The organism is Lentzea alba, from assembly GCF_047445655.1.
In the GTDB taxonomy this organism is placed as follows: Bacteria; Actinomycetota; Actinomycetes; order Mycobacteriales; family Pseudonocardiaceae; genus Lentzea; species Lentzea alba_A.
On record NZ_JAJAEG010000026.1, the window covers coordinates 30,472 to 48,776 of the forward strand.

Sequence of the window (18,305 nt, forward strand, 5' to 3'; positions counted from 1 at the left end):
AGGCAAGGGCGGCCCAGCACCGTTCACCCCCAGCGCTCCGGGCAGCCCTGCGGCCAGCGGTCCCAAGGCAGGCGTGACGCCGCCCGGCCCGCAAAGCGCAGTGACATCCCCTTCCGCCGGCGGCCCGCGCGGCGCCACCCCACCGCCCACGGCCCCCGGTATGGCACCCCCGATGGCCCCAGGCGCGCCCGGAGCACCCGGAGCGACCGGAGGACAGTCCGAACGCGGCGGCAGCAAGTTCGGCACCACCGGCGGCAAGGGCGTGTTCGACGCCCCGAAGCCCTCCACACCCGACAACACCATCACCAAGGCCCCCGGAACCTCCCCGTCGACCCCACCACCGGCGCCCAAGCCGACGCCAGCCACCCCTCAGGCCGCAACGCCAGGCACGCCGCCCAGCTCCCCCGCCGCAACCCCAGGCACGCCGCCCAGCTCTCCCGGCGCAACGCCAGGCACCCCCAAGCCCGGCGGCGTCCCCAGCACGCCCCCCGCCCCGCCAAGCACCCCCGGCCCGCAGGCCTCCGTGGCCGCGCCACCCCAGACCGCCCCACGAGGCAGCGGCATCGCCCCGACGCCGCCCCCGGCCGCCACCACCCCAGGCGCGGCACCACCCCCGATGGCCCCCGGCGCAACGCCGGCCGCCACCCCCGCAGACCGCAGCGGCAGCAAGTACGGCACCGGCCCCGGCAAGGGCGTGTTCGACGCCCCCAAACCGCCCACGCCCGACAACACCATCACCAGGGCCCCGGGAACCTCCCCGTCAACGCCACCACCGGCCCCAAAGCCGACGCCACTCACCCCACCGCCTGCTGCCACGACACCCTCGCCGAACACGCTGCCGCCCGCAGCCACCACACCCGCGCCGAGCGCCCCACCGCCCGCAGCCACCACACCCGCGCCGAACACCCCAGCGCCGGCCCCGAACACGCCGCCGCCCGGATCCCCGAAGCCCGCCGCGAACGTGCCACCGGTCAACGCACCATCCCCGGCACCCACCGCGCAGTCACCCAACCCCGCCCCGGCGCCCACGCGATCCCCCGACACGAACCCCGCACCCAACACCCAGCCCCCCAGGGCCGACACTCCGCCCGCGCAGCCACGGCCCGCGCCACCCGCACCGGCGGTCAACGCACCGTCCCCGGCACCCAACGTGCCGCCAACGAACACCCCGTCGCCCGCACCGAACACGCCACCGGCCAACACGCCGAACACTCCGTCGCCGAAGCCGGACACCACGCCGTCCACCCAGCCACCAAAGGCCGACACAGCACCACCGGTCCAGTCGCCACCCGCACCGGCGGTCAACGCACCGTCCCCGGCACCAAACGTGCCGCCGACGAACACCCCAGCGCCGACCCCGAACACCGCACCACCGGCCAACACGCCGTCGCCGAGGCCAGACACCACCCCGTCCGCCCAGCCGCCGAAAGCCGACACGGCACCGCCGGTCCAGTCGCGCCCCGCACCGGCCGCGCCGCCGGTCAACCCTCCGGCCCCGGCACCCAACCCGAACCCAGCACCCAACGTGCCGCCGACGAACACTCCGGCGCCCGCACCGAACACGCCACCCGCCAACACGCCGCCTGCGAACACGCCGTCGCCCAACCCCGCAGCGAGCACGCCACCGGTCAACACGCCGGCGCCCACCCCCGCACCGAACGTGCCGCCCGCCAACGCGCCCAACCCCGGCGACTCCGCCGTCAAGTCGCGCCCCGCGCCCGCCCCGAACGTTCCCTCGACGTCGGCCGGCACCAACACCCCGGCGAACACCGCGCCCGACGTGGCCGTGGTACCACCGGTCGCCACGCCGGCACAGAACCAGCCCGCCGCGAACAACCAGCCGCCGCGCAGCGACAGTGACGCCGACTCCGTGTACGAGGACGCCCCGGAGTTCCAGACCGTCGAGCAGCGGGTGGACAGCTACCGGGCCGAGGATCCAGGCAAGCAGGACTCGCGCTACCAGCCGGACCCGGACAAGAACGGCGAGCTCACGTACCAGCCGAACAAACCGTCCGAGTTCGTCGGCATCAAGGTCGAGGACGGCAAGACGGTCGGCCTGACGCCGTACATGGCCAGGCAGTGGTTGGCGGACAACGGGATCGACGTGCCTGCGCGGAGTGGCGTCGACGCGACGATCATGCCGCTGCTCTACGACCCCGAGCTGGGCGGCGGCAACCGCAAGCCCGAGGCGTACGACGTCGACAACGCCGCAGACTTCCACGCCGAGATGATGGGTGTGGCTCGCGACCAGCACATCCAGGGGCAGCAGAACCTGGTCAACGCGGTCAACGACGTCGCCGACCACATCACGAGCAAGTACCCGCCGAGCGACTTCGCCTACGTCGGGCTGGGGCGCAGTCCGGCCGCCGTGGTCGCCGCGCTGCAGAACCAGGGGCACCCCGCGGTGTCCATTCCGCTGTCGAACTTCCGGCCACCGCCCGCGGACCCGAGCTCGATCCTCGCGCCGTCGTTCGAGGCGCACGGCGGCAAGGTCGGGCCGTTGAACGCCGACCAGCAGAACATGCTCAACCAGCACTTCGACGAGTTCCTGGGCGATCTGCCCGACGGCAAGAACGTGGTGCTGATCGACTACACGCAGGGCGGGCTGTCGCTGGTGTCGGCGCAGCACCACCTGCAGCAGTACCTGAGCGACCACAAGGGGTCGGGTGCCAACGTGCACGCGTTCGCGATGCACCAGGACATCGACGCAGCCAACCTCGGCAAGACGGTCAACGCCGCCACCAACCCGGGGTCGTGGACCCAGGCCGCCTGGGAAATGGTCGTGGACACCGACCGCAAGGCGAGCCGGCAGGAGTGGGAGAGCCGCTTCGAGTCGTACCCGATCACCAAGGACAACCCGCTCGGCGACGCGTTCCGCAAGGAGGTCTTCGACGACCTCGCCGAGTACGGGTCGTACAAGATCCTCGACCAGGACGCGGCGACGTTCGACCAGGACCGCCCGCACCGGGAGCACAACACCGACCCCGGCACCACCACGGGCTACGAGGTGCTGGGCGACGCCGTCCGGGAGGGCACCCCCGACACGAAGCCAGGCCCGGACGACAGCGACAGCACCCGTTCCGCGCCACCATCGGCCGACACCAACACCGAAGCCCGCAGCGGTGGCGCGCCGCCCCCGATGACCCCGCCGACCCCGGAATCCCACCAGGGCAAGGACGTCATCACCGACGAGTCGTGGCGCCACGACCCGGCCAAGACCGCGGACTGGTCCCAGCCGAACAACCCGGCCGACCGCAGCACCTGGGCCGACCGCCGCAACGACACGGACGTCCGCACCGTCGACCAGGTCGTCCACGACGTCCGCACGGACAGCACGCCGAGCAACATCAAGTCCTACCAGGGACTCATCAACTACGACCTGCGCCGGATCGAGACCACGCCGGGCAACTTCGTGCAGGAGTACACCGTCAAGGTGCACGTCGACCCTGCCGCGGACGTCGACCCCAAGGTCGTCGAGCAGGTCAAGCAGAACGCCACCAACGGCGTGAACTCCTTGCTGAACCAGGGACACCGGCTCCCGAGCGGCGACCAGTTCCACCTCAACCTGGAGTTCACGAACAACCCGGCGGACGCCCACACCACGATCAAGGTCGACCCGGCCAACCCGAACGTCGACCAGACGAACTGGAACCCGGACACCAGCCCCGAGGTCCTGGCGCACGAAACCCTGCACTACCTGGGAATCCCGGACGAGTACAAGGACACGAGCCGCGTCTTCCAGCAGCACGACACGAACTCCGGCGTCCACCAGAACGACGGCGGCCTCATGGGCTCCGACGTCCACCTGCCCGACCCCGGCATCCGGCCGCGCCACCTCTGGCTGATCGAACGCACCGCCAACAGCCAGGTCATGGTCCCGGACACCACGATCAACCCGCCCGGCCCCGCCACCGTGCCGCCTCCGGCAGGCTGGACCCCGCCCGCCGACACGAACACCAGGTCCGACGCCGCACCGAACCCGGCAACGGACACCAGGTCCGACGCCGACACGCGCCCCATGCCCAAGCACAAGCACGGCTGGGACAGCGACAGCGACAGCGAAGCCGAGACGGGCCCCGAGCAGAACAAGAAGCTCAAGCACCACGGCGCCCCGTTCGACCCGGACAACGTCGCCGGCCCCAGCAACGCCGGTCCGTCCACTGTGGACGAGCAATCGCCGATGGACGTCGACACCCAGCCTGAAACCCAGGCCGACGCCGACATGAACGACAGCCAGGTCGACGAGCTCACCAACGCGCTCAACGACATGTCGCTCGACAACATCCAGTTCAACCAGGCGTTCAAGGACCTGGCGAACGACGGCTTCGACCTGCCCACCAAGGACAACTACCTCGCCAAGCTCAAGGAGAGCGTCGAGGCGGACAAGCGCCCGTCCTTCGTGGTCAACATGATCGTCAGCCACGCCGAGGTCGGCAGGATCAACGACGTCATCAACTCGATCACCGCCGACGCCGGGCCCACCGGCAAGGACATGGTGTTCGTCGTAGGTGTCAACGGCCCCAACGGTTCCAGCGCCAACATCGCCAGCAGCATCACCCAGGCGAACAACAGCGTCGCCGGCAGGCCCGAGCCGATCGCGCTGGTGCCGTTGCCGACGTTCGACCCGGCGAAGGGCTTCCCCTTCGGCACCATGCGCAACGAGACGATGCACAGCCCCGCCACCACGTTCGCCATCGGCGCGATGAACGGCAAGGGCACGCACCCGTACATCTCGTTCCAGGACTTCGACACCGGCTCGCGCAGGGTCACCGGCGACCAGAAGGACATCTTCAACCACTTCAAGGACTCGCTGAACCCGCCGGGCGCCGGCCCGATCCGCCCGCTGCTCTACTCCGGTGGCTACCGCGTCGGTGACCCGGCCGCGCTCGTCAACGACACCCAGACCCGGATCGACAACGAGCGGGCCAAGGTCAACAGCGACACCAAGCTCAAGCCCGACGAGAAGGCGGCCGCCCTCAAGGAGCTGCGGATCGCGGAACAGCAGATCAACAAGCCGGACTTCGCGGAGAAGTTCCAGCAGGCGATGAGCGACGACATGGACGCGCGCACCCGACAGAAGGACTCCGCGCCGCTGTTGCCGTACTCGCCGGAGCCCAACCTCTTCATGGACGCGAACGTCGCGGTCGTCGACCCCGGCGTGAAGTTCAGCAAGGACGGCAACGAGTTCGGCGGCCTGAGCCAGTCGATCAACCAGTTCGCCGGCAACGAGATCGCCGAGATCCACCAGAACCAGCTCCCGAAGCCGCCGTTCGTCGAGGACGTCAAGCAGGCCAAGGCGCAGCTCGAAGCCGACATCCAGGAGCAGGGCGGCAAGCCCAGCCCTGCCCAGGCCAAGGTCCTCGCCTCGCTCGACGCCGAGATCAAGGCCAAGGAAACACGCGCCGCCGCCGATCCCGGCTTCCAGGGCAAGGCACAGCAGCTCACCATCGACTCCGCCATCGACGTCGACCTGAAGACCAACCGCAACCCCTACCGCGGCGAGAACTTCACCAGCGACTTCAAGGAGGGCGCGGTCGGCACCGACCTGTCCCGCCTCGCGCTCGGTTTCGCCAAGAGCGAGGGCAAGTCCTGGCCGCAGTCGCACGTCGCGCTCACCTCGGTGACGAACCGCATGTACGGCGCGGCGCCGGACCCGGTCACCGGCAAGGTGGACAACAAGGCCGACAGGAAGGCCAAGGCCGACGTGTCGGGTGCGGACATCCGCAACGACTTCCAGGACAAGAAGCCGAAGGCGGACGGCACACCGAACCCGAAGACCAAGTCGCACGAGCAGCGCGAGGCCCAGCAGCTCAAGACGCACGAGTACAGCTACAACCCCGAGACCGGCAAGCACACGCACGTCGGTTCGCAGGGTGGCTGGGACCCCGGCGCCGATGCGAAGAAGCTCGGCTCGGAGGACAAGAACACCCTCAACTACGCGGTGTCCGCCCCCGTCGAGGGGCACTCGAACATCGGCATCGACCCGACGGCCAAGAACGAGAAGATGGCCGCGATGCTCAACCTGGCGTTGTCGGCCAACCCGAGCAACGTCATCCGCACGTTCAGCACGCTGGAGCACGGCGTCCTGCCGATCGCGGCGGACCCGCGCCCGGACGGCCTGTTCAACGCCGTGCACGACGCCGTGGTCAAGGACGCCGCGGCCAACCCAGCCCCCGCACCTTCCAAGAAGGGCAAGGGCAAGGCCGTTCCGGCGCCGGAGATCAAGTCCGCGGCGGACCTGCGCACCGGTGCGGTCCAGAAGGGCTCGACCGCGTCGCCCGCGATCACCAAGCAGATCGCGAACTTCCGTCAGGAACACGGTCTGGAGAACGGCCACCTGGTCAACGCGCTCGTCGAACCGAGCGCGGCACCGCAGGCCGCCACCGACACGCAGGACATCGACGCCGACAAGATCGCCGACAACGCCAAGGCGGCCAAGGCGGAGGAGCTCGCCGCCAAGCTGCTCGCGACGGAGATCGGCCGCCCGCTGACGATCCACGGCCCGGACGGCGCGAAGACGATCGAGCCGTTCTACGAGCCCGCGCCCGAGATCACCTCGAAGTCCAAGCCGGCGGAGATCAAGAAGGCGCAGAACTGGGCGCCGCCGACGTTCCCGCCGCCGCTGGAACTCGACGCGCACCCGCAGCCCAACGGCAAGACGCACTACACCGCGCACGTGCCGACGAACGACCTCGGCGAAGGCCCGTCCGGCACGTCCGGCACCAGGGGCGCACCACCGGCACCGGACACGCAGACGCGCCCGGCACCGCCGCGGCCGACGCCGAACCCGGTCATCCCGATGACCACGCTGGCCCCGCAGCCGGTGGGCCAGGTGCCGGGCACGAACCTGCCGAGCTTCTTCCAGGACAACAAGGCACTGGGTTCGATCACGCCGACGGACGTGCGCGGCGCGGCCGCCGTCGTCAACGAGATCCAGGGCCTCAAGCCGAACGACCAGGCACGCATCAAGAACGCGCTGGAGAACGACTTCGAGACGTTCCTCGGCGGTGGCCGCAACTTCCAGGTGAAGATCGGCAACTCCTGGTTCGAGGCGAACATCCGCGCCGAGATGCAGGCGGACGCCACCACGGCCGTCAGGGACGCGGCCGCCACCAAGGTGGACAGGAACTTCCAGGCTGCTGCGGCCTCCACCACCACGAACACCATCGCCACGTCCAACGACGTCGGCGCATCGGCCACGGCCGGCGTCGCGATGGGCCCGTACGGCTCGCTGGGTGGCAAGGCCGCGCTCGCGACGCCCGCGGTGTCCCAGACGACCACGAACAGCACCACCGAGCAGCGCGCGATCAAGTCGTCGGACGACGGCTCGAAGCAGGTCACCGTGCCGGTGGAGTACTCGATCATCGTCACCGACGCGAGCGGGAACCCCAGCCAGTTCGCGACGCTGAGCACCGGCCCCGACGTCACGCTGCAGGTCCCGGCCGACCTGAGCACTATCGTCAACTCGGGCAGGACCTCCGACGTGGTCACGCCGACCGACGCGGCATGGGGCACAAAGGTCGAGCACGCGGTGCCGGAAGCCGTGGTGGTCAAGGACTCCGCGCAGGCGTTCAGCGACGTCGCCGAGAAGCTGCACCCGTCGATCACGAAGATCGGCTCGCCCGGCCGCGAGGTGCTGCAGAACTTCCTCAGCCCCACCTCGATCCGCGACAACCTGCCCGCGATGCTCGGCGGCTTCGTCACCTCGCCCGACCTGACGAGTCCGCACGCGAGCAAGGGCGGCGCGGTGCAGATGACGGCGACGCTCAAGGACGCGAAGCTGGTCGGCACGCACGACAGCGCGGTGCTGGACCTGAAGGACACCTCCGCCTGGGGCAGCAGTGTGTCCTCGTCCACCAAGACCGGGTTCGACGTCACCGCCGGGTTCGGCGGCAACCTCGGTGTGCCCGGCAAGCTCGGCGGCGCGGTCGGTGCCACCGCCACCTACTCCGCGCGCACCGCGGAGGGCGTGAACGCGGGGTCGAGCAGCAGCCACAAGACCGGGATCGGGGTCAAGAACGAGACCGGCCTGTACGAGGTCACCGCCGAGGTCGAGGTGCGCACGCCCGCGGGCGACAGCGTCAAGATCCCGGTCACCACGCACATGCGGATGGGCCTGCACGAGGCGGGCGCGGTCGGTCTGCCCACCCCGGACGGCACCAGGAACACGATCACCGATCCGGCCACCGCGGACACGAAGTACCTGCCGCCCTACCTCGCGGACACGCTCGCCGCCGGCAACGCCAAGGTCGGCGAGTTCACACCCGCCACCCAGGTGCAGAGCCAGGTCGAGAGCGCGCTCAAGGACCTGCCCGGCATGGGCAAGTTCCTGCCGAAGTGGAACAACCCGGACGCGAACCCGCGCAGCGGCAAGGGCCAGAGCTTCTCCGACGTCGCCGAGCAGCTCGCGAACCAGCGCAAGCTGACCGCGAGCCTCTCCCCCGCCGCGCTGAAGGCGAACATGGACAGCCTGCTCGGCCCTGGCGTCCAGGTGCAGCTGAAGAACACCGGCAAGACCACCAACACCTACGTCAACGTGACGGTCAAGGCCAAGCTCTCCAACCCGAAGCACCTCGGCCAGGCCGACGCGCGGCCGGTCAGCGACTCGACCACGACCGGCCCGAAGCTCGACGCCAACACCAGCACCACGAAGGGGTGGACCAGCGGCGTCCAGGGCCGGATGAACATCCCGGTCAAGACGGGCGTCGCCGCGCTCACCCCGACCCCGCAGGCCGGTGTGTCCTACAGCCACTCGTGGACGGACAAGACCTCGGCAGGGCCCGCCGTCTCCGCCACGTCGTCGAACCCCGGCAGCGCGGACGCCCAGGTGTTCCAGCAGGACGTGGAGTTCGAGGTGGAGATCACCTCCTTCACCCGGCCGCGGAGCTGGGTGCGCAACATCGTGCCCGGCGCTCCCGGTTTCCACTCGCCAGAGGTGAAGACCGTCGCCAGGACCGGCGCCGGTCTCGACAAGATCGACGGCAAGGTCAACCTGTGGGTGTCGGACGGCTCGACGCTCGACAACGACCCCGGCGACGGCTTCAAACCCGGTGACCCGCAGCCCACGAAGCTCGACACCTCGCCGACGGTCAAGGACCTGCTCAATCCCAAGGACCCGCGGCCGAAGTCGCCGGAGTTCCTGAACGTCGAGGCCGTCGCGAACACGACGGCGTTGCGGGACCAGGCGATCGACGCCTTGAACCGCGCCGCGAACGGCGACTCGGCCCTGACCACTCCGGGTACCGCGTCGCGCGCTCAGATCGACAAGATGTTCACCCCGGAGAACATCAAGGCGAACCTGCAGAGGTTGATCGAGACCGGCGTGCAGGAGCAGGGCCTCAAGTACGACCGCCGTGTCACCGACCGCTCCGGCGCCATCGGCATGTCGGTGAAGCTGGGCGAGGCGAAGCTGGTGTCCATTTCGGACACCACCGGCGCGGACAACTCGGTCAGCGGTGGCTACAAGGCCGGTGAGTCGTCCTCGACCAGCCGGTCGGTCGACGTCACCGGCGGCGTCAACGTGCCGGTGCGCCCGAACGTCACGCCACCGCCCGCGGGCACGCCGTCGCAGACCAGCGGTTCCGGCGGCGCCGCGGTGACCGCCAAGTGGACGCCGTGGTCAGACACGAAGACGGAGTCGAACGAGATCGGCGGCAACGTCGACCGAGGCAGGACCACCCCTGGTGACGCGCGGACCGTGCTGGTCCAGATCGACGCCGAGTTCACCATCGTCGGCGAGAGCCGCGCGGGGAACTTCCTGCACGGTGGCACACCGAACGCCGAGGGCGTCACGGTGAACATGCCGAAGTCGGTGTTCGTGCGCGTGTCCGAGGACGTCGCGCGAGAGCTCGGCGCGCTGCCGACGGTGGCGCCGAACGTGCCCAAGCCGGACTTCCCGAAGATGGCGCCGCCGTCGACGGTGGCGGTCGGCGAGCCCGGTGCGCTGGGTCTGTCCACTGTGGAGTCGCTGCCGAACCTCGGCGGGGTCGTCAACGACCTCACGAACCAGCTCGCCACGAACACCAAGAAGTTCGGCAGCGACGCGCTGATCCCGGACTCGGTGCTCAAGGACTCGATGAGCAACCTGCAGCGCATCGTCGACCTCAACTCACCGACCAGCGTCAAGGCGATGATCGACAGCGCGCTGGACGGCGGTGTGCCGCTGCTGGTGCACCAGCCGGGAACGTTCGGCAAGGACTCCTACCAGGTCACGTTGCGGGCGAAAACGGGCGAGCCGAAGTTCGACCAGGTCGTCAACGACGGCGTCGACATGAGCCACAACACCGGCGGCTCCCACAAGAAGAGCTCGGGGCTGGGCCGCGGCTCCGGGTGGGGCGCCGGCGTTCGTGCACCCGGCCTGGCCGCACCGGGCAGTGCGAACCCGAACGTCTCCGGCACCGCGGGTGCCAGCGCCGGCGTGAACGTCGGCGGCAACAACAGCAGCTCGGTGACGACCTCCACGCAGGAGGCGTTCAGCCACACCCGCACGGCCAGCGGACCGGCGGCGCAGTACACCGTGCCGGTCGAGTTCGAGCTCGTCGTCGAAAAGGGCTCGAAGGAGATCGCCAAGGCCGGCAGCGGCAAGCAGGAGATGGTCGTCCGCACGCACGCGGACAACCAGAAGGTCTCCCAGCCGACCTCCGGTCGCGGAAACCCGGAGCCCTACATGTCCGCTGCGTCGCGGCGCGGTGGCGAGTTCGGCACCCCGGAGGCGACGTTCGCCTTCCAGCAGGACAGCCGTGCCTCGCAGCTGCCGCCCACCGCGTCGGTGGAGAACCTGCGCGGTGCCGGCGACCTGCGCGACGCCGCGCTGAAGGCGCTGACGGAGGCAGGCGCGGGCAAGGGCCTGACCGGCAAGGGAACCGGCGCGTTGAACAGCCTGTTCTCCACCCTGAGCCCGGAGAACCTGCAGCCGCACCTGCCGTCGATGCTGGCGGGCCCGCTGGACGTGCCCGGCCTGAAGGAAGCGGCTCTGACGTTCGGGCAGGACGCCGACGTCAAGGTCTACGCGAAGCTGGTGAACCCGCGGCTGGGGTCGTTGAGCGACAGCGTGACGATCGAGAACCCGCTGACCACGAAGACGGTGGAGACCTCCAGCGAGGCCAAGGTCTCCGAGACCGCCGACGTCTCCGTCGGTCTCGCGCAGGGCAGCGCGGCGGTCAAGCAGGGCGGTGACGCGAAGGACACCGTCAACTTCAGCACAGGCGGTGTGGAGGCGCGGCACGGCGGCGAGAACTCCGCCGCGGTGTCCGGCGGGCCTGCCACGGCCCAGGGCGGCAACATCAAGCCCGCCGAGCCGTCCCGCAGCGGGCTCGTGCAGTTCGACGTCGAGTACCGCGTGGTGGCGACGATCGGCGGCAAGACCGGCGTGGTCGACCTGACCGTGCCCGGTTCGGCCGGTGTGCGCATGCCGGCGGACGCCGCGGAGACCGTGCTGAACCAGACGTTCGACGACTCGTTGAAGGACGCGCAGACCGAGGTCAAGAAGGCGGCCGACGACTGGCGAACCGCCGAGAAGGACGTCGAGACGGCCCGCCACGAGGCCCAGGACGCCATCAACTCCGCCGCCGCGGTGCTGGCCAGGACCGACCGGCCGCTGGGCGACGCGGCGACGGCGTTGAACACCGCGATCGACGCCCACCTGGACGCCGAGTCGAAACTCCCGGCGCTGGAGACCGCGGCGGCCACGACCCAGGCCGACGTGGCGCGCACCCGTGCCACGATCCAGGAGCTGAACCCGCAGATCACGTCACTGAGCCAGGACGCGTTGTCCGCAAAGGACGCGCTTGACGACGCGCAGGTCAACGGTGCGCCCCAGCCAGAGCTGGATCGGCTCGGGCAGGAGGCCGATACCGCGCACAACGCGCTGGCCTCCGCCCAGCAACAGCTGACCGACGCGCACGCGGAACTCGACACCCAGCGCAAGGCCGCCGCCGACGCTCGTGCCGCGCTCCAGGCGCAGCAGCAGGTCGTCGCTCAGACCGACGCCGCCCGCGCCGACGCCGAACAGGCGCACCAGGCGCTGGTGGACGAGCGGGCCGCCTCGGAGAAGGCGATCAAGGACGCGGAGATCAAGCTCGACGACGCACGGCGGGCCGCGGACGCCAAGCAGCAGGAGTGGTGGGACGCCAAGGCCGAGGTGGATCGCGAGGTCGACGCGTTCAACACGGCCCCGCAGACGTCGCCGCCTCCGCCGCCCAAGGACACCGCTACGACGAGCGGCACGTCGGCGGACACCGACACGGCAACGCAGAACCCGCCACAGCCGCCGTCTGCCGGCACCTCCACGAACACCAGCGCGGACCTCGACCAGAAACCGCTGCCCCCACTGCCGCCCGAGTCCCAGTCGTCGGTGGCCGAGAGCAGCAGGGCGGGGGCCGAGGCTAGCTCGTCCCGCACCACACCGCCGCCCGCTCCCCCGGCACCGCCCGCACCCAGCAGCGACGCCAGGACCGACGCGCCCAGGGTGCGCAGCGGTGGCGCGCCGCCCGCGATGACCCCGCCGACCCCGGAATCCCACCAGGGCAAGGACGTCATCACCGACGAGTCGTGGCGGCACGACCCGGCCAGGACCGCCGACTGGTTCGCCCCCAGCAATCCGGCGGACCCGAGCACGTGGGCCGACCGCAGGGCCGTCGCGGACGTCCGGACCGTCGACGTGGTCGTGCACGACATCCGGACGGACAGCACGCCGTCGAACCTGAAGTCCTACCAGGGCCTGATCAACTACGACCTGCGCCGGATCGAGACCAGCCCCGGCAACTTCGTGCAGGAGTACACCGTCAAGGTCCACCTCGACCCCGCCGCGAACGTCGACCCCGCCGTCGTCGAACAGGTGAAGCAGAACGCCGCCAACGGCGTGAACTCCTTGCTGAACCAGGGACACCGGCTGCCCAGCGGCGACCAGTTCCACCTCAACCTGGAGTTCACCGACAACAAGGCCGACGCCCACACCAGCATCAAGGTCGACCCCGCCAACGAGAACGTCGACCAGACCCACTGGAACCCCGCCGCGAGCCCAGAGGTCCTCGCCCACGAAACGCTGCACTACCTGGGAGTCCCGGACGAGTACAGCGACTCCTCACGGGTGTTCCAGCAGCACGACACGAACTCCGGCGTGCACAAGGACGACGGCGGGATGATGGGCACCGACGTCCACGGCGACGAACCCGGCCTGCGGCCGCGGCACCTGTGGCTCGTCGAACGCACCGCCACCAGCCAGGTGATGGTGCCCGACACCAGGCTGGACTCCACCGGTCCGATCAGCACACCGCCACCCGCGCGGACCACGACCGAACTGGACCCGGACGTCCAGACCCGGCCCATGCCGAAACGCACCGACCGGGACGACGACGGCAGCGTCGAACAGCACAAGCGCCGCCGCGACGACGACCACGTGTTCGACGACGGCAACCACGGCAACGACGCCGATCTCGACAACCTGGCCGACAGCTTCACCAGCCTGTCGCTGGGCGACGTCGACTTCCGGTACAACCGGGCGTTCGCGAACCTGGCCAACGGTCCCGTCGAGGTCCAGACGCCGGACAACTACCTCGCCAAGCTCAAGGAGAGCGTCGAGGGCGACAAGCCGCCGTCGTTCGTGATCAACATGATCGTCGGCCACAACCAGCTCGGCGAGATCAACTCCGTCATCGACGCCGTCACCAGGGACGCCGGAGACCTCAAGGAGAACATGGTCTTCGTCGTCGGCGTGAACGGCCGGGCCGGCTCGAACGACGCGATGCCGGCGAACATCGCACAGGCCACCGACGACGTCGCGCATCGCAAGGAACCCATCGCGATCGTTCCACTGTCGACGGTGAAGGCGAACGAGGACTTCCCGTACGGCCGGATGCGCAACGAGACGATGACCAGCTCCGCCACGAAGTTCGCGGTCGGCGCGATGAACGGCAGGGGCACCCACCCGTATCTGTCCATTCAGGACTTCGACTCAGGTTCGCGCCAGGTCCCGTCGGGCAAGGACGTCTTCAACCACTTCAACGAGACACTGAACTCACCGGAGGCCGGCCCGATCCGCCCGTTGCTGCACGCGGGCGGCTACCGCGTGGGCGACGTGGACGCGTTGATCGACGACGTCACCAAGCGGATCGCCAAGGAACAGCAGGCGCTCGACGCGGACACGTCTCTCGACGCGAAGAAGCGGGCGGAGAAGCAGCGGCAGCTGGACCTCGCACGGGATCACGTCAAGCCCGAGAACAAGCAGGCGTTCGTCGAGAAGTTCCAGCAGGCGATGAACGACGACATGGACGCGCGGGTCCGGCAGGCGGACTCGGCTCCGTTGTTGCCGTACTCGCCGGAGCCCAACCTGTTCATCGACGCGAACGTCCCGCTGGTCGACCCGACGGTGAGGTTCAGCGACGGCATGGCCGAGTTCAACGGCCTCGGCCAGTCGATGAACTCGTTCGCCGGCAAGGAGATCGTCGAGATCCACACCAACGGGCTGCCGAAGCCCGAGCTCAACGCCGACCTGAGGGCGGCAAGGGATCAGCTGCGCGCCGACATCAGGGAGCAGGGCGGCACCCCCAGCCCGAGCCAGGCCAAGACGCTGGCCTCGATCAACGCCGAGATCCGGGTGAACGAGAAGTTCATCAGGGGCAACGCGGAGTTCGAGGCCGCGGTCGCCGCGGTCGCCGTCCAGTCCGGCATCGACGTCGACCTGCAGACCAACAGCAACCGGTATCGCGGCGTGAGCTTCTCGACCGACTTCGTGAACGGTGCGGTCGGCACCGACCTGTCCCGCATCGCGCTCGACTTCGCCAAGAACGACGGCAAGTCGTGGTCGCAGTCGCACGTCGCCCTCGGCACTGTGCCGGGCAGGACCTTCGGCGGTGACCCAGGGCAGGCGGCGAAGGCGGCCAAGGCCGAGATCTCGGTCGCCGACATCCGCGACCAGTTCCAGGACAGCAAGACCGGCAAACCCACCAAGAACAACCCCGACAAGCCGCACGACAAGCGCGAACCCCAGCAGCTGATCCGGCACGAGTACGCCTACGACGAGGCGACCGGCACGCACGTCGACGCGGGCACGCAGGGCGGCTGGAACCCGTCGAGGGTCGACGCGCTCAAGCTCGGCTGGGAGGACAAGAACACCCTCAACCAGGCGATCTCCGCGGAGGTCCCCGGCCACGGGCACATGGGCGTCGATCCGCAGATCGACCCCACCACCGTCTATCCCCCGCCCAGGCCGAAGCCCAAGGACGGCAAGAAGCTCCCTCCGCGGACCGAGGCCGAGCTCGGCCACATCGTCCCGACGGAGAAGCAGCACAAGATGGCGACGGTGCTGAACGTGGCGCTGTCGGACAACAGCAGCAACGTCACCCGCACGTTCGACCTGCTCAAGAACGGCATCGCGCCGCACGTCGGCGACCCGCGGCCGGGTGGCGTGTTCGACGCGGTGCACAACGCGCTGGCCGCCGAGTCCGATGGCGCGCCCGCGGCGACGGACCTGCGGGCGAGCACGATCCGGCAGGGAGCGGTCGCGTCGGCCGGTGTCACCTCGCAGATCGCGAACTTCCGCCGCGAGCACGGCCTGGAGAACGGCCACCTGGTCAACGCGTTCATCGAGCCGCTCCCGGCGCCGCCCACCGCCTACTCCCCCGAGGTCGACCCGGAGATCGACGACGTGTTCGATCCTCAGGAGAAGGCCGCCGAGAAGGTCAAGGCGGGCAGGGCGGAAGAGCTCGCGCTCAAGCTGCTCGCGACCGAGCTCAACCGGCCGATCATCGTTCACGGACCGAGCGGGACGACAACTCACCAGCCGTTGTACGACCCCAAACCGGTGGTCCTCGACCACTCCACCCAGCCGGACAAGAACAAGGCCGCGAAGTGGAAGGACCCCGAGCCGGGGTTCCTCCCGGCGCTGCACATCGCCGCTCAAGCGAATCCGGATGGCAGGACGACCTACACCGGGTCGGTTCCACCGCCCGCGCCCGTGCAGGTTGCGGCATCTGGCCAGGTCAACGACACGTTGCGGCAGCTGACGTACCTGTCGCAGGACGTTCTGCAGCGTCCTTCGCCGCCGCCGACCACGCCGAACGGCCTGTACGCAACGGTCGCGCAGTTGACCGGCAACAACCCGGCGGTGCTGCGGCAGCAGGTCGTGAACCGGGCGGCGAATGACCCGAGCGTGTCGCAGGCGGTCTCGGACTTCACGGTCAGCCGTCCGATGCACCCCGGGCACCTCTCCGGCGCGCTGGTGGAGAACCTGAACTGGAGCATGCGTCCGGAGCCGAACGAGAACCGCGGCGCCGGCAACGCACGCGACCTGGTCGGGCACCTCATCGCCACCCAGCTGGGCGTGAACCTGCGCATCCACCAGCCCGGCGGCAACCCGGTCGTGCTGGCGCCGATGGGCGGTCCGGCCCAGTTCACCGTCGAGCTGGAGATGGCAGTGGTCAACGGTCAGGTGACCTACCGCCCCCGGCAGTGATGCTTTAGCTTGAGGACGTGAACGAGTTCGCGGAAGCGCTCCGGACGGCGATCACAAATCGCGGTCTCGGTCTGGAGCGCCTCCGCGAACACCTGTCTCAACACGGCGTGACGGTCTCGCTGGCCACGCTGAGCTACTGGCAGACGGGCCGCAGCCGGCCGGAGCGCAAGAAGTCGCTGCAGGCCGTCGTCCACTTGGAACACATCCTGTGTCTGCAGCCCGGCCAGCTCTCGGAGCTGCTCGGACCGCCGCGCTCACGCGGGCGCTGGCTGCGCAAGGCCCCGGCGCCGATGTCGTCGTTCTGGCCGTCGCCCTCACACGTCGAGCGCGCGCTGCACGACCTCGACACGCAGTGGGACGACCAGCTGATCCGGGTCAGCCAGCAGGACTTCGTGACCATCGGGGCGGACCACACCGAGCGGTCCTTCCGATCGCGGCAGGTGCTGTCGGCGTCGATGAACGGCCCCGACCGCTGGGTCGTGATCATGCACATCGACGAGCACGACCGGCCGTTGCCCCAGCTCAACGCCCTGAAGAACTGCCGGCTCGGGCAGCAGGTGCGGGACGAGGCGCAGGGGTTCCTGGTCGCAGAGCTGGTGTTCGAACGGCCGCTGCGCAAGGGCGAGAGCGTCGTGATCGAGCACGAGCTGGTGAACCAGGCGCCGTGTCCACTTGCGACGAACTACGAGCGCAAGTTCCGGTTGCCCACGCGGGAGTACGTGTGCGAGGTGACCTTCGAGGGGTCTCCGCCTGCCTCGGTCGTGCAGCTCGCTGATGGTTCGGCGGTGGAGCCTGGGCGCACGCTGTTGGATGTCGCTCTGGACGTGCAGCCCGGGATTCGCGGCTTTCGCTGGACGTGGTGAACGGGTGCTCCCCTCTTTCGTTGGGGAGCACCCGTCCATTGTGGACCTTGATCAGCCGATCTTTTCGATCTTCGCCCGGCGGATCAGGAACTTGCCGGGTTCACGCACCTGCTCGAACGCCGCGTTGTTCAACAGCGCGCAGCTGCCGGACACCGAAGCGACCTTGACCGTGGTGGACTTGTTGTTGTCCAGGTTGGTCACCTTGAGCGTGGTGCCGATCGGGAACGTGCCACTCGACGCGGCGGGCGCGCCACCCTCGCCGGACAGCGTCACGGTCGAGCCGTTGCACACCTGCTGGCCGGACGCGCCGCCACCGTTGTCGGCCTCTTCAGGCTCTTCCTCCGGTGCGGGCTGGGCCGTTGCCTGGCCCTGGTTGCCAGCATTGTTGCCCTGGTTGTTGTTGCCCTGGTTCGCATTGCCCTGGTCGGCACCGTCACCCTCGCAGCCCGCCGCCTTGCGCCGCTGCTGGATGAGGTCGACCACCGCTTCGCGGTTGGCGATGCGTGCCTCGGACTGCGCGTCCGGGTTGGCCTTCTGGCCGGCGATGAAGTTCAGGTTGTTCTGCAGTGCCTTGTCCAGCCCACCGCAGTCCTCACCGGAGGTCGCGGCCTCACCCTTCGCAGGGGCTTGCGCCTGGACGTTGTTGCCACAGCCGGCCGCCTGGCGCCGCTGGTTGATCAGGTTGACGACCGCCTGCCGGTTGGCGATGCGCGCCTCCGACTGAGCGTCGGGGTTCGCCTGCTGGCCGGCGATGAAGTTCAGGTTGTTCTGCAGGGCCGTGTCCAGTCCGCCGCAGTCCTCAGCCGCGTTCGAGTTGGTGCCGCTGAAGGCGAAGATGCCACCGGCGACAGCAGCGACCGCGAGCATGGCGCCCGCGCCGATCATGGCGGGCTTGCGGTGTCGAGCGCCCATTCGATTCTCCTCGGGGGGTCGATCGGTGTTGTACCGGTGACTACGGGGAGGTCACGGACGGGGTTCAAATCGGACTAGAC

At 69.5% G+C, this 18,305-nt stretch carries 4 protein-coding genes; 2 read left to right on the plus strand and 2 right to left on the minus strand.

Annotated elements, in window-relative coordinates; translation table 11 throughout:
* Positions 1-369 precede the first annotated feature (369 nt).
* Positions 370-1,806: a hypothetical protein gene (locus LFM09_RS35315; RefSeq protein ID WP_414100936.1), complete on the minus strand. Its 1,437-nt coding sequence runs from the start codon at positions 1,804-1,806 to the stop codon at positions 370-372.
* Here LFM09_RS35315 and LFM09_RS35320 point away from each other — a divergent pair.
* Together LFM09_RS35320 and LFM09_RS35325 are read left to right on the plus strand one after the other, a co-directional pair.
* The gene (locus tag LFM09_RS35320) at positions 1,781-16,450 is read left to right on the plus strand and encodes a hypothetical protein (RefSeq protein ID WP_414100937.1); all 14,670 of its coding nucleotides are present in this window, start codon (positions 1,781-1,783) and stop codon (positions 16,448-16,450) included. The genes LFM09_RS35315 and LFM09_RS35320 overlap by 26 nt on opposite strands.
* Positions 16,451-16,467: 17 nt before the next feature.
* Positions 16,468-17,313, plus strand: coding sequence for an XRE family transcriptional regulator (locus LFM09_RS35325; RefSeq protein WP_414100938.1), 846 nt, complete (start codon positions 16,468-16,470; stop codon positions 17,311-17,313).
* A 51-nt stretch (positions 17,314-17,364) separates the two neighbouring features.
* On the opposite strand, the gene LFM09_RS35330 is transcribed toward LFM09_RS35325, so the two are convergent.
* A complete protein-coding gene (locus LFM09_RS35330) occupies positions 17,365-18,021 on the minus strand; it encodes a hypothetical protein (protein WP_414101037.1) in 657 nt (218 codons plus the stop codon).
* Between the last annotated feature and the right edge of the window lie 284 nt (positions 18,022-18,305).